Here is a 13,270-nt window from a genome sequence, read left to right on the forward strand (position 1 = left end):
ATTTAAGCCATTTACAGTTTGGTTTCAAAGTATGTTATGGTTTTGGTGAGGCCTTCTTGGAGTTCAATTTCAGGCTTCCAACCGCCTAATTTTTCTTTGGCCAGGTTGATGTCTGGCTGGCGTTGCTTAGGGTCGTCCTGTGGGAGCGGCATAAAGATGAGTTTCGATTTGGAGTTGGTGAGTCGTATAACGGCTTCAGCTAATTCTAACATGGTAAACTCATTAGGGTTTCCAAGGTTTACAGGACCTAAGAACTTAGGGTCGGAATTCATCATTCTAATAGTCCCTTCTACCAAATCATCTACATACTGGAAACTTCTTGTTTGTTTACCATCGCCAAAAATGGTAATGTCTTCGCCTTTTAAAGCCTGCATAATAAAATTAGACACCACACGACCATCGTTAGGGTTCATTCTAGGGCCATAGGTGTTAAAGATTCTTATGATTTTAATGGCCACATCGTTCTGGCTATGGTAATCCATAAATAAAGTTTCTGCACAACGTTTGCCTTCATCATAGCAAGAGCGGATACCAATTGGGTTGACATTACCCCAATAGCTTTCGGGTTGTGGGTGAACAGTTGGATCGCCATATACTTCGGAAGTTGAGGCTTGTAAAATTTTAGCTTTAACACGCTTGGCCAAACCTAAAGTATTTATGGCTCCCATAACCGAGGTTTTTATGGTTTTAATAGGATTGTATTGGTAATGCACAGGCGAGGCTGGACAAGCCATATTGTAAATTTCATCCACCTCTGCAAAATAAGGCTCTGTAATGTCGTGACGTACCAGTTCAAAAAATGGATTGTCAAGTAAGTGAACTACATTTTCTTTACTTCCCGTAAAGTAATTGTCTAAACAAATGATGTCGTTGCCTTCATTTAATAAGCGTTCGCATAAGTGTGAACCTACAAAACCTGCGCCTCCAGTTACTAATATTCGTTTCATATTTTTGTTTTTAATTCTGTGATTTTTGTTTGTATTTGAAAGAAGTAATGTGCTTTATATCTAGCAAAATGAAATCCTGTTACGCCATCTAAGAAGCCTAGTTTTAGAATGTAGGTACCGAAAAAATATAAACTTGGTAATAGGCCTGAAGTTATAAGGTTGTATTTTAGTTTTTGCCGAAGTGTTAAATGCTTTATGCCTTCCTTTTTTAGGGCTAAAAACCTGTTTGCTTCCCATGATGAATAAGCATTGTGTCTAGCGATATAGTGCTCTAGTCCCTTGTAGTCTTTATGTTGAATAGTACTTTTAATTGTCGAGACCGGACCTTCTATAATAGGATGTTCATGTATTTCCATATCTAAATGGCTCCATAAATCTTCTTCTATTTTTTCATACACGCCTTTATCTTTTTTGAATAAAGCCAATTTTCGCATCTTTAAACCATACTTTTGTTCCTTACCCATAAAGTAGTTGTTGTAATAAATCCAAAAACCACTAGCACTAGTGTTTTTGATTTTATGACCTACCTCCTCAATAAATTGATTGGTTAGAAATTCATCGGCATCAAGAAAAAGAATCCAATCGTTTTTTAAAGGAATATTTTGTAGGGTCCAGTTCCTTTTTTTTGGGTATTTGCCGTTCCATGTGAAATTTATAAGCTGATAGCCGAATTGTTCAACGATTTTAGGGGTGTTGTCTGTGCTCTGGGAATCGACAACTATAATTTCTGAAAAAGAAGATAGTTTTTCTAAGCAATGTGGTAAGTTTAGCTCTTCGTTTTTTACTGAAACGACTACAGTAATTGGTATTTTATTCATGTTGGTTGATTTCTCTTTTTTTAATAAACTTTGCTGGGTTACCACCTACCACGCTCCAAGGTGCTACATTTTTATACACCGATGCGGTTGCACCTACTACAGATCCTTGTCCAACGGTTACCCCCATCCCAATAAAAACAGAAGCCCCAACCCATGCATGGGCATTTATGGTAATTGGAGCAGTAATTAAAGGGAAATGCTTTTTGTTGATATCATGTGAAGCTGAACATAAATAGGTTTTTTGTGATACCGTAGCATGTGCTCCTATTGTAATTTTAGCTACATTATAACAATCAACTTCAGGCGCTAAACAGGCATATTCATACATTTCTAATTGCCAAGGTGCGTAAATCTTTACGCTGGAATATACGTTAGCGGTTTTATGTACTTTCGCTCCAAATAGACGAAGTAAAAAAAGCTTCCATTTTCGACCAATACTTCTAGGAAGCGGTCTTGCAAGAACGCACCAAACAATATCCCAAAGCAACCTTTTTATTTGGTGGTTTTTGCTTAAGGTATTTTGATATTGGGAAATGTCTATTTTTTGCATTATTCTAATATTACAAAATTAGGTTTATCCCGTTTTTTTAAAATCCATTGGTACAGTGCTAACATGTCACTAGCAACCGCTTCAATGGTGTATTTTTTTTCAATTAGATTTCGTCCGTTTTTCCCCATAGTTTGTAATTCTTGAGGTGTTTTAGTTAAAAATGTGTTTAAACTTTTTATAAGTGGCTCTAGTCCTATGTCTATCCAATCCCCACAATTATTAACAATTAGGTCTTCCCAGGGAGTTCCTTTAGTAGTAATAACCGGCACTTTACAGGCCAAGGCTTCAGCAACTACAATGCCAAAATTTTCGCTATAGGTTGGAAGAACAAATAAATCGGCATTTTGATAGGTTTTTATTTTATTTTGACCAAAAACGGGTTCTTTTATACAAATTTGATGGTTTAGTTCATATTTTGCTATTAACTGTTTTAGGGATTCAATATATTTAAAATCCCCGTTCCCAACAATATCAACTTCCCAATTGTTGGTCATGTCTTTATCTAAAGTATTCCAAGCTTTAATCAATAACTCTATCCCTTTTTTTGGGTGGATGCGTGATAAAAATAGTAGTTTTCTTGTTTGATTTTGTTGCTTTTGATATTCAGGAAATTCGTTTAGATTAATTCCATTAGGAATAACGGCTAGAGGATTTTTATATCCTAGCGCTCTAATCTGTTCGGCTTCAGATCTAGCAGTGGCATGCAAACAAGTTGCGTATTTTAAGTCTTTATGTTGGAATAACTTTAGAGCTATTTGTTTTTTCAGTTTTGATTGTTCCAGGGCCCAAGGTTCTAACATGCCTCTTGGCGTGATGATGTACGGCACATTTTTCTTTCTTGCTGCTTTGGCCATTTGATGTACAGGTTGTTGCCATAGGCCGTGACCGTGGAATATATCCATTTTAGGTTTGCTTAAATTAAAATTTAAACTTTTAGAATATTTAATGCGATTACTATTATGAAACGTAATCATGCTGTTAGGAAAATTAAAAGTCTTAATTATAGGAAATGAACTGTTTAATGTATTTAACTCAATATTTATCTTAGAATCTTTTAAAAGGATGGCTTCAATAAGATGCGTTACACTTCGAGCTGGACCACCAGTGGATTTATCTATTGATGTGATTGTGTGGCTAATTTGCATTTTCAAGTAGTGAATTCATGTTATTGATCCAATTTTCAGATGACACAGTTTTACCATTTGAATGACTGGCACGACTCATCTCTAGTAATTCTTGATTTGTTAAAGACACTATTTTAAGCATAGTGTTATATAAGTCATTAACATTATTAGATTCAAATATTATTCCATTTTGGTTTGTTACAAATTGAGAAGCAGCCCCTACCTTGTCACTTACAATCATAGGATAGCTTGATAAAGCAAATTCATGAACAACAACCCCCCAAGGCTCAAAGTGACTAGGGAGTACGAATACACCTCCTTTTTTCGTGTATTCTTGAAGTTCATTTGGTTGTAGAAATCCTAAGTGGTTAATATCTGGGTGTTCAGTTTTTTGTTCATATAATTCACCTGTTCCTATACAAGTCAATTTCCAATTGTTGGATGTCGTTTCTTTTAGCTTTATAAAGGCATTCCACAGCTCTTCTATCCCTTTGATTTTTACGTAACGCCCTACAAAAACAAACTCATGGTTTATGTTAGTTCTTTGTTTAGTGAATTTTTTCTCATTAGCTACATACCAACCTGTAATTATGTTTTCTTTTTTGAACCCCAATTTTAAAGCGAAAGCTTTTTGAGTGGAACCAGGTACCCATATTTTGTTGAATTTAGGCTTAATGAATAACCTAGAGTATAAGAGTCCAAAATATTGTTTTAACGAACCTAGCCATTGGTTGTCCATTGTTAAGATACACGGTTTTTTTCTGTAGAACTTATTAATTACCGCATTATATTTGTGATTACTCCATCCACTACAAATAATTAAATTTGGATCGATTTCTTCAACTTTATCAATTAGTTTTATTTTATCAAAATGATCTTGATTTAAAAAAGTAATATTTTTTTCATTTAAATTTAACACAAACGGAGCTTCTTTTTCATCTGGACTTTTAATGAAAATGAAAAGTTCTACGCTTTCTCTAGAGGCATATGAGTTAAACATAGTTAACATATAGTCTGATAACCTGGAAAACAATATAACGACTTTTTTATTTTTCATATTTTGTTCGAAATTAAAAGGTTTATTTTGTCACCTACATTGACCAAGTCATAATTCTTATAGGCAAATAGGCCAATTTGTTTTTGTTTTTCTTCTAATTTTTTAATTTTTGTTAATGAGATAAGATCTTGAATAAGATTTTCTGCGGTTAAAGGATCACAAATCGTCATTAGGCCTTGAGGTAGTGCTGCTAAATCACCAACGTTTGTGGCTATTACAAGTTTAGAATTTCCTAAGTATTCATATACTTTTGAAGGGGTTTTAAAATTAGAGTGTCTTCCTGTTTCTTTTTGTAAAGCTACACAAACTTGCGTTTTATTTAGAAGATCGACGTATTCTTGATTCGAAACAAACCCAAAATATGTAATATCAAGGTGGGGTTTAAGGTTATTGACTTGCTCTTTTAACCAAGTAGCTTTGTGTCCTCCTCCAGTAATTAAAAAAGTAAACTTGTCTTTATATTTATTTTGAAAAACTAATAGATCTAATGCTTTAATAAAAATATCAATACCATGTTCAATTGCTATTTTTCCCGAAAATAATACAATCAATTTATTGGAGGTTTGGTTACTGATGTTTTTATTTACTTTAATGCAACCCGTAACTACTAGTGTTGACTTATTCTTTGGTAAAAATTTTTTAAATCGTTTAGTAGGTATGATGTAACAAGAACTCAATTTAGCAATAAATTTCATACATAAATAAAAAATAATTTGCTGTAAGGGCCGGTCTTCAGATGTTTTTTTAAAATCATTGAAGTTAGGCATAGAAATATCTTCAATATTATTTATAATTTTAAGTTTAGGTTTAATTAATCTTAGAACAAAAACAATAAATGCTAATTGTGGATCGAAATTATAGATAATAATATATTTTAGTTTTGTTCTATATGTTAAACGAATAACTAAATTAAAATAGCTGAAATAAGAATGAATTAAGCCCCAATAAGGAATAGCAAGCGCTTTAGCAAAAAAAATAATAACTCCCTTGTTATGCGTGAGAATTTTATTATATATGGTTTTTTTTTTATTAAATTTTATTCTAAAACTTACACCTGGCGAAACAATAATAGGAGTATAGTGTTTGGTCAGTGCCTGCGCTATTCGATTCATACGATTAGAACCCGCAGGGTTATTAGTGGGCAATTTTCTTTCTCCCACAATTTTTTCATTTAAAAAATTGCCTAAATATAATATGTATTCTTTGTTATCAATCAATGTTTTAACGAATTAAATATTTTTCACAACTTTTGCTGGTTGACCAACAGCTATAACGTTAGGTGGAATATAACCAGTGACGATACTTCCTGCTCCAATAACACTTCCTTTACCGATAAAGGCTCCTTTTAGAATTAATGAATGCATTCCTATAAATACATCATCTTCAATAACTACTTTCATTTTTTTATAGGTTCCTTATAATCTTTTGTTTTTAAATTATAATAGTTTGCATGGCGATCTTTAAAGTTTAAAGCGTGTGAGTCTGTGTCTGTTATAGTACAGTTGGCTCCAATCATAACTCGGCTCCCAATTGTTACTTTTAGAGCAGAAGCAATTATGCCTCCGCTCATTCCAAAATTGTCTCCAATTGTTATTGATGCATTTTTGTCTAGAGTAGATATCATACATTTACGATTTAGACCGTGTAGGTTTGCACTAAAAGATGAAAGTAGTCGAGCATTTTTTCCAATATATATTGAACTTTTAGGGGTTTTTCTAAATTTAGGCAAACCTACGAACTCGCTTCCTTTCTCTAGTTGAACTCCCCAATAATAAGCTTTAAAGTAGGTGATAAAAGTATCAACTCTTTGTTTTATATAGGTTTGCCTTATTATTTTAAAGTAGTGGGGGAAGTATCTATCTTTAAATATTATCATTATCTATAGCTTTGAAAAATTCTTTAGGCGTTAAAAACAAGGAGGCCTCGTTTTTTATTACTTTTATATCTTTGTTCCACCATTTTAGTTTTAGTAACATATTTATTTCTTTTTCAGTAAAACGTTTTTTAATGACTTTAGCAGGAACACCTCCTACGACAGCATAATCATCAATGTTGTTTGTAACCAGAGCTCCCGCTGCTATTATTGCTCCATTTCCGATCGTTACTCCATCAAGAACAGTAACCCCGTAACCAATCCATACATCATTTTTTATCGTTACCAAGCTATGTTCGTCTATTTTAGAAATTTCATGTATTTTGGTTACTCCACTTGCTTTTTTTGAATAAAACCCTGGATATGTAGAAATATAATTTGTGGGATGAATACCTAAACCCATTTTTACTTTAGGAGCAATGGAACAAAATTTACCTATTTTAGCATTCATAATTTCTGAGCCTCCACCAATATATGTGTAAGAATCTATTTCTGTATCACTAATCTGAGATTTTCCATAAATTTTGACATCCTTACTAATTTTACAATTTTTTAAAGTTACTCCATTAATTAAATTGACATGAGGGTATTTAATAATGGAGATTATAGGGTTAAGATTTCTAGAAATCACTGACTTTATATAAAGGTAAATTGATTTAAACATTTTTAATTTTTGTTTTTATAAATCCTTTAGTTAATAAAAAATTAAAAAAGAAGGCCCAAAATAATAATGAAATAAATCCAGGGCTAAAATAAGTATTTTGAATTGTCATAAATGAACCAACGAAAAATAATCCAGAAAGGACATGTTTAGGAATACTTTTTCCAGTGAAATTAATTGTAATAATTTGTGAAATAAATGAAAGTATTAACATAGTTGTTAAAACAGAGTTTATACCAAAGTCATAAATTATATCAGGAATGATTGATCGAGGTATCACAGCTGCAGAATTATTATTCTTTAGGAATTCAAAAAGTGTAGATATCAAAACCTCTTTTTCTTTAGAATAGTCTATAAGACCTAATCTATCTGAAAAATTAGCAAACCATCCAAAGTTTAAAAAGCCATTGGTTTCACCCGCATTGTAAATTGAATCAGTTAACCAGCTATCTAATGCTCCAGAAGTTGATACAGGCCAACCAACTATTGTTAAGTAAAGATTAAGCTTTTCTCCATAACCACCTCTGAAGAAGCCTATAGTAGAAAAAATAAGGAGCATTGTTCCAAAACCTAGAACTATTTTTTTAAGTTCTCTTTTATTTATTATAATTAATTTCTTTGAACAATATGCTCGCATTAACAAAAAGCTACTGAAATAATGTATTAAAGGAAAAATTAGAAATGTCCGCGTAGCATTAGCTAAAAAAAGGGGAGAAGCATACAATATGATTTTAAATAATTTTTTTAGGTTCATGCCATCGAAATTGTCTTTTATACCTTGAACAATAATAAAAAAATAAACAATTACAGAAATATGAGTTCCTAACCAGCTAAAAAAGTTAAAGCTTCTTTTGTTATAAACACTTCGTAGTTCAGAAAATATGTTCGCACTTAATCCTACCTGAGATATTCTTTGAGCAAAAAATATTAGACCTATAATTAAAAGAATATTCAGGAATCTTTTTGAGATTACTTCAGAAAGTATAATACTTTTTTCATGTAGTCTGGTTAAATTTATTTTGCTCTTACTACTAGTCTTTTTTATAGAAAGTATCATTGAGCCAAGAGAGAAACCTAAAAAAGCACCAATATGTAACCTAGAAATATAGTACAATTCTAATGATCCCATTTTGTTTATTAGACCATTGTTTTGAAATGAAATTGTTCCTAAGATTAGAAAGAGCCAGCCAGTCCAAAAAGAGGTGGCAGCAGTAATGATCCTTTTATTTAAAGCTAATGCTAGCTTAATGTTTATAATAGCAAATATAATAATTTGGATGAGCAGTTGTTGAAGGTTTTCACAAATCATTGCTACAATTTAATGAGGTAATTTAAAAATTCCACCATGTTGCGAACTATTATTGTCTATATAACAGTTTATATATCCTCCAATATCTAATACTACAGTGTTTAAGGGCTCAAGTTGCTTTAATATATGGGCAGACCCAATTCCTGCAGCAACTAAGCATAAGTCTATAGGTTTATTTAAAGTATCAAGGTTAATAATTTCTTCCATCGAGGCTTTTTTTGAAATTCTAAGAAATAATACTTCGTTAACACCTAATTTTAATAGTGTGTTTTTAATTTTAGGTTCGGAGTTGTCATCACTACCTGTTACAACTAAAATTGTTCTGTTTTTGTAAAAAGCTTCCCATCCAGGTCTTACTAGTAAACCACAAACAAAATGAAAAGGTATGTAATTGCTTGAATTAAAAGTTATATTATGTTTTGCAAAAAAAGAAGTTAAATACTTGTTATACTCTACAAAAGCATTTAATCCGTTTTCATTAAAATAACAAGCTAATTGTCCTTTTTGGGATATATATTTTATATTTTCTATAAGGTCTTGTCTTAATTGTTTTACTTTTTCAGGCGCATACTCCTCTCCCCATGAAGTTTTCCATTTATCAGGGTTTTTAATTCTTAACTTTTCAGCTGTTACAGCTATCAATTCTTTCCATAGTGGTTTTTTATAAAAGTTATATTTTCTGCCCATTAGGAAACGATATTCACCGTCGGCCATTCTATAGATAGGAAAGTACTCTTTTCCCATTTTAGAAAGTATCAGCTTTTTGTATTCTTCGAACCAGATGTTAAAATGAGTATCTTTAAAACTATAGGCATCAAGAAAACCACCATATGCTTTGTCGGCACTTTCTAATCCTACGTGGTTTATGTTTACTTTATATTTTAATGACATTGTATTTCGCTTATTAATTGATTTGTGAAATCTTTCCAAGTATGGTTAATGGATTTAATTTGGAAAGATTCATGTGTTGTTTTTAATGATTGTTTTATTTTAGAAGCCAAGTCGAGTGGATTACCTGCTTCAAAAAGTTGATATTTTATATTGTCAATGTCTACTAAATCTTCAATTCCGGTATTAGGAGTAGCAATAATTGGTAAATTAAAATATTTAGCTTCAGTTAAAACTAAAGCTAATCCTTCTTCAAAAGATGGTAAACAAAACAATGATGCTTCCTGATACTTTTCTATAAGTTTTTGACCTCTCAATATTCCAAAATACTTAATGAAATGTTCATCTAGTAGACTTTGGTCGATACCTTTTTGAAGTGCACCAACAAGCCATAACTCTATATTAGGGATTTCTTTTTGTACCTCCTTTATCGCTTGTATTAATACTCCTGTTCCTTTTCTAGGGCTTAATTGCCCTACGAATAGTATCTTATTAGTTAATCGTTGTTTGGATATATTAATATGTTTAAATCTACTAGTGCTGAAGGCGTAGGGGATCTTTATTAGTTTATTGTTGTTTATTCCATGTTTAGTAAAAGTTCGTTTTACAAAACTAGAAGGTATAAGTATATAGTCGGCCGAGTTATATTCACCAATTTCACGTTCTATAAAAGTCTCGGGGTGTTTAGCATATTTAAAGTTGTGAAATTCTCCTGCTTGCTGTTTTAGCTTAATATTTTCAAGAGTATGTGTTGAACCTCTATCTAATATTTTTGTAACATTTTTAAATTTGGAATGTTCAAATATCTCTTTACTGTAACCAGCAAAACTGATGATTACATTTGAAGTTTTAGGAATGAATGGGATTACTGATTTAGTAAATAAATTTGCATATCCGTTTACTGGTAGTTCTTTTTTTAATAACATTCTATAGCTTCGCTTTACAACTTCAAAAATAGGTAGGCCGATATAATGTTTTCTTGGAATACCATATTTTTTAGCGATAGAATAAGGCATCGTAGAAATTAGTTTATCCAATAGGCCCTTTTTATAAAGTTCAGCAGCATAGTCAAAGGCATGAAATTTTCCATTAACAACAACTGTGATCATTTTGTGGTTATGTTTTTGCATATTATTTTTTTACAAATTTCGTATAAATTTCTTGATAGATATTTTTAGAATTATTATCAAATAGGTATGTTGAAATAAAGTAAATTGTTGCTGGAATGATACTGTTAATAAGTATTTTAGTCCAGTTATTGAATTGGGCGTCAAATGTTATTAAATATGTTGTGCCAAATATTATTAAAGCGATAAAAAAATATTTAAAAGATATATTAAGAATTGTCCTAATTTCAATATTGTAATATTTTAGAGATATTGCTAACAAATATAGATTGAAAAAAATATTGTAAAGCGAAACAGATACTGCTGTACCTATAGTACCGTAGTATTTTGTAGCTAATGTAATAGATATTATAAAAATAGTAACACCTTGTAGTGAAAGGATGGCTTGTTTGTAAAAAGCATTTTTTAACTTAAGAGAAATAGCCCAAACGGTTGAAGCGACATTAAAACCGATACCTATTGATAAAATTTGAACTATTAAAATAGATTCTTTCCATTTCGGTTCTAGAAAAATAGTCATCAAAGGCTCTGCTAATGTAGCTTGTAAAAAAGAAAAACACATTCCAAATAATGAAAAAACTGTTATTATTTTTATGAGAATAATTTTAATTTTCTCTTTGTTTTCTGTGTTTATCTTTCTAAGAATAGGAAAAAACACTGGAGTTAAAGAATTCACTAAAAGACCTATTACTTGAACACTTAAGCTATAACCCATAAAATATAAACCAACTGCTTGTGTAGAAACGAAAAGACCAATAATCAAGTAATCAGATTGTCTAATTATAGTTTGACAAATGTTGTGTAAAAAACCCCATAAACTATTAGATAATAGATATGTGTAATGATGTAGCGAGAAGTGGAATAAATGCTGAACATTTGCTATTTTGTGTATTAAGAAATATCTTGAAATGGAAGCAACTACAGGAGCTAATACAAAGCTATAAATACCGAGATTAAGTAGAACAAAGCTAACTAAAAGAAAATTTGAAATAAAAAACTCTAAAAGCCTAATAAAGGAGAGTTGCTTAAACTTTAAATCTATTCGTAATTTTGCATCAGCAATAACACTCATGGCGTTAAAAGGTACGCAAAAGGAGAAAATTAATATTAAATAAGTGATTTCTATGTCTTGAAATAAGTATATACCAGTAATAAGCCCTGTTAATATACTAATTAGAAAGCAAGCAAGTGATGTTAATGCTGCAATAGATTTCGCTAAATTAAATACTTTAAAATACATATGCCCTCGACTGACCATTACATCCGAAAGTCCTAACGCTTGTATTAAAAAAATAACAGAAGTAATAGAAGTAGCAATACTTACCTTACCAAAATCCTCGGGGACAAGTAGCCATGCTAAAAACAATTGCGTTGTTAAGGCTATTAACTTAGTACCAACTGTTTGGATACCTGTCCAAATAAAACCTGTCGTAATATTTTTTTGTAGAGTACTCAATTTTATTGAAGTGGGAATTTTTTTATAGAATATTTGAGTTTATCCAAAATTTTGTGTTTTTGAAAAATAATTTCAAAATTCATAGGTTAAAATAATATAGATTATAACCTGTTTGGAAAACAAATATACAATTGATTGTAAATTTGGCCCCATTTAAATCGTGTTTTCTTCCATTTTTTGCTGATGCTTTGAGCTGCTAAATATATGGATTTCAGTGCTGCATCATCATGAGGAAAGACTTTTTTGTTGCGTGTATATTTTCTTAAACTGGCATTAAAACTCTCAATGATATTGGTAGTATATATAAGTTTTCTAATCTCTTTTGGGTAGTTTAAAAACGCGGTCAAATTATCCCAATTGTTTTCCCAAGACTGTACGGCAGAGAGGTATTTATCTTCCCAATTTTGTTTAAAGACTTCGAAAGCCTCTAAAGCGAATTTCTCATTATCGGCTTGATAAATAGCTTTAATATCGACCATTATTGATTTGCGGTCCTTATAGCTCACATATTTTAAAGAGTTTCTAATTTGATGTACGATACATATTTGACGTATACTACCTGGAAAAATAGCTTCTACAGCTTTATCTAATCCAGAGAGGTTATCCGAACACAGAAAGAAGATATCTTTTACGCCTCTAGAGCGCAGATCGTCTAAAATGGACATCCAAGCAGCTGCCTTTTCTGTCTCCACAATACTCATGCTCAAAATATCTTGTTGCCCTTCGGTATTCACCCCTAAAACTATCATACAGGCTTTAGATATTACCTTGCCTTCTTGACGTATTTTATAATGAATAGCATCTATCCAGACAATGGGATATACGTCTTCTAAAGGTCTATTCTGCCATTGTTTGATGTCTTCCAATAATTGATTGGTGATAATGGATACCTGTGATGTGGAATACTGCACTCCATAGGTACTTTCAATAAAATCAATAATATCGCTATTGCTCATACCTTTGGCGTAAAGCAGTTGAATACAATCTTCTAATTCTTGACTAATCGATTGATGTTTGGGGACAATAACAGGCTCAAAGCTCGCTTGACGATCTCTGGGGATTTTGATGCGTTGTTCGCCGTTATGAGTCTTGATAGTTTTCTCTGAGAAACCATTGCGCTGGTTGTTCTCAATTACAGAACCTCCTTTTTGAAACCCTAAGTGGGCAGTCATTTCTGCTTTTAAAAGTGATTCAATACCACGTTTAAGCAACTGTTCCTTGACCTGGTCAAAGTCCTCCTTGTTGCTGATTTTGCCGATCAAGGCGTCTAATTGTTTTTCTAAGTCTGAGTTCATAAAATAAAAATTTAAAAGTAAATTTTTTGCCTATGAATTTCAAAATCATTTTTAAACTAACTAACAGCAAAAACACAAAATAGTTTACAGTCCCGAATATTTAAGTAATTAGATATTATATTGAGCAATATTTCTATAACATATTTGTCTATATAGGCTGTAACC

At 31.6% G+C, this 13,270-nt stretch carries 14 protein-coding genes; all 14 read right to left on the bottom strand.

Annotation, left to right across the window (positions count from 1 at the left end; genetic code table 11):
• Window positions 1-11: 11 nt before the first annotated feature.
• The 14 genes from C1A40_RS10315 to C1A40_RS10380 all read right to left on the bottom strand — a co-directional run bounded on the left by C1A40_RS10315 (window position 12) and on the right by C1A40_RS10380 (window position 13,105).
• On the bottom strand, window positions 12-947 hold the full coding sequence (locus C1A40_RS10315; protein ID WP_102995829.1) for a UDP-glucuronic acid decarboxylase family protein: 936 nt from the start codon (window positions 945-947) through the stop codon (window positions 12-14).
• Window positions 944-1,765 (bottom strand): glycosyltransferase family 2 protein, encoded by an 822-nt coding sequence (locus C1A40_RS10320; RefSeq protein ID WP_102995830.1) that lies wholly within the window; start codon window positions 1,763-1,765, stop codon window positions 944-946. The genes C1A40_RS10315 and C1A40_RS10320 overlap by 4 nt, the downstream gene beginning before the upstream one ends.
• On the bottom strand, window positions 1,758-2,315 hold the full coding sequence (locus tag C1A40_RS10325; protein ID WP_102995831.1) for an LbetaH domain-containing protein: 558 nt from the start codon (window positions 2,313-2,315) through the stop codon (window positions 1,758-1,760). Before C1A40_RS10325 ends, C1A40_RS10320 begins: the two co-directional genes overlap by 8 nt.
• Window positions 2,315-3,460, bottom strand: a complete 1,146-nt coding sequence (locus C1A40_RS10330; protein ID WP_102995832.1) for a glycosyltransferase — start codon at window positions 3,458-3,460, stop codon at window positions 2,315-2,317. Before C1A40_RS10330 ends, C1A40_RS10325 begins: the two co-directional genes overlap by 1 nt.
• A complete protein-coding gene (locus tag C1A40_RS10335) occupies window positions 3,450-4,496 on the bottom strand; it encodes a glycosyltransferase family 4 protein (protein ID WP_102995833.1) in 1,047 nt (348 codons plus the stop codon). Before C1A40_RS10335 ends, C1A40_RS10330 begins: the two co-directional genes overlap by 11 nt.
• On the bottom strand, window positions 4,493-5,713 hold the full coding sequence (locus C1A40_RS10340; RefSeq protein WP_102995834.1) for a glycosyltransferase: 1,221 nt from the start codon (window positions 5,711-5,713) through the stop codon (window positions 4,493-4,495). Before C1A40_RS10340 ends, C1A40_RS10335 begins: the two co-directional genes overlap by 4 nt.
• A gap of 12 nt (window positions 5,714-5,725) precedes the next feature.
• Entirely contained in the window at window positions 5,726-5,896 is a 171-nt protein-coding gene (locus C1A40_RS10345; protein ID WP_102995835.1) for a DapH/DapD/GlmU-related protein, read from the bottom strand.
• A complete protein-coding gene (locus C1A40_RS10350) occupies window positions 5,893-6,372 on the bottom strand; it encodes an LbetaH domain-containing protein (RefSeq protein WP_102995836.1) in 480 nt (159 codons plus the stop codon). The genes C1A40_RS10345 and C1A40_RS10350 overlap by 4 nt, the downstream gene beginning before the upstream one ends.
• Window positions 6,359-7,033, bottom strand: coding sequence for a CatB-related O-acetyltransferase (locus C1A40_RS10355; RefSeq protein WP_102995837.1), 675 nt, complete (start codon window positions 7,031-7,033; stop codon window positions 6,359-6,361). Before C1A40_RS10355 ends, C1A40_RS10350 begins: the two co-directional genes overlap by 14 nt.
• Window positions 7,026-8,339 carry an O-antigen polymerase gene (locus C1A40_RS10360; RefSeq protein ID WP_102995838.1) on the bottom strand — a complete coding sequence of 438 codons (1,314 nt, stop codon included), beginning with the start codon at window positions 8,337-8,339 and terminating at the stop codon, window positions 7,026-7,028. The genes C1A40_RS10355 and C1A40_RS10360 overlap by 8 nt, the downstream gene beginning before the upstream one ends.
• Before the next feature lie 9 nt (window positions 8,340-8,348).
• A complete protein-coding gene (locus tag C1A40_RS10365) occupies window positions 8,349-9,230 on the bottom strand; it encodes a hypothetical protein (protein ID WP_102995839.1) in 882 nt (293 codons plus the stop codon).
• Complete coding sequence (locus C1A40_RS10370) at window positions 9,221-10,357, bottom strand: glycosyltransferase family 4 protein (RefSeq protein WP_102995840.1); 1,137 nt, start codon at window positions 10,355-10,357, stop codon at window positions 9,221-9,223. The genes C1A40_RS10365 and C1A40_RS10370 overlap by 10 nt, the downstream gene beginning before the upstream one ends.
• 1 nt (window position 10,358) lies before the next feature.
• Window positions 10,359-11,810 (bottom strand): oligosaccharide flippase family protein, encoded by a 1,452-nt coding sequence (locus tag C1A40_RS10375; protein ID WP_158651335.1) that lies wholly within the window; start codon window positions 11,808-11,810, stop codon window positions 10,359-10,361.
• 101 nt (window positions 11,811-11,911) lie between these two features.
• Window positions 11,912-13,105, bottom strand: a complete 1,194-nt coding sequence (locus C1A40_RS10380) for an IS256 family transposase (protein ID WP_102994202.1) — start codon at window positions 13,103-13,105, stop codon at window positions 11,912-11,914.
• Window positions 13,106-13,270 lie beyond the last annotated feature (165 nt).

It is taken from the genome of Tamlana carrageenivorans (assembly GCF_002893765.1).
GTDB lineage: Bacteria > Bacteroidota > Bacteroidia > Flavobacteriales > Flavobacteriaceae > Pseudotamlana > Pseudotamlana carrageenivorans.

Coding starts and splice junctions, on each gene's coding strand:
- C1A40_RS10315 (WP_102995829.1), bottom strand. CDS start 947: ATGAAACGAATATTAGTAACTGGAGGCGCAGGTTTTGTAGGTTCACAC.
- C1A40_RS10320 (WP_102995830.1), bottom strand. CDS start 1,765: ATGAATAAAATACCAATTACTGTAGTCGTTTCAGTAAAAAACGAAGAG.
- C1A40_RS10325 (WP_102995831.1), bottom strand. CDS start 2,315: ATGCAAAAAATAGACATTTCCCAATATCAAAATACCTTAAGCAAAAAC.
- C1A40_RS10330 (WP_102995832.1), bottom strand. CDS start 3,460: ATGCAAATTAGCCACACAATCACATCAATAGATAAATCCACTGGTGGT.
- C1A40_RS10335 (WP_102995833.1), bottom strand. CDS start 4,496: ATGAAAAATAAAAAAGTCGTTATATTGTTTTCCAGGTTATCAGACTAT.
- C1A40_RS10345 (WP_102995835.1), bottom strand. CDS start 5,896: ATGAAAGTAGTTATTGAAGATGATGTATTTATAGGAATGCATTCATTA.
- C1A40_RS10350 (WP_102995836.1), bottom strand. CDS start 6,372: ATGATAATATTTAAAGATAGATACTTCCCCCACTACTTTAAAATAATA.
- C1A40_RS10355 (WP_102995837.1), bottom strand. CDS start 7,033: ATGTTTAAATCAATTTACCTTTATATAAAGTCAGTGATTTCTAGAAAT.
- C1A40_RS10360 (WP_102995838.1), bottom strand. CDS start 8,339: ATGATTTGTGAAAACCTTCAACAACTGCTCATCCAAATTATTATATTT.
- C1A40_RS10365 (WP_102995839.1), bottom strand. CDS start 9,230: ATGTCATTAAAATATAAAGTAAACATAAACCACGTAGGATTAGAAAGT.
- C1A40_RS10370 (WP_102995840.1), bottom strand. CDS start 10,357: ATGCAAAAACATAACCACAAAATGATCACAGTTGTTGTTAATGGAAAA.
- C1A40_RS10380 (WP_102994202.1), bottom strand. CDS start 13,105: ATGAACTCAGACTTAGAAAAACAATTAGACGCCTTGATCGGCAAAATC.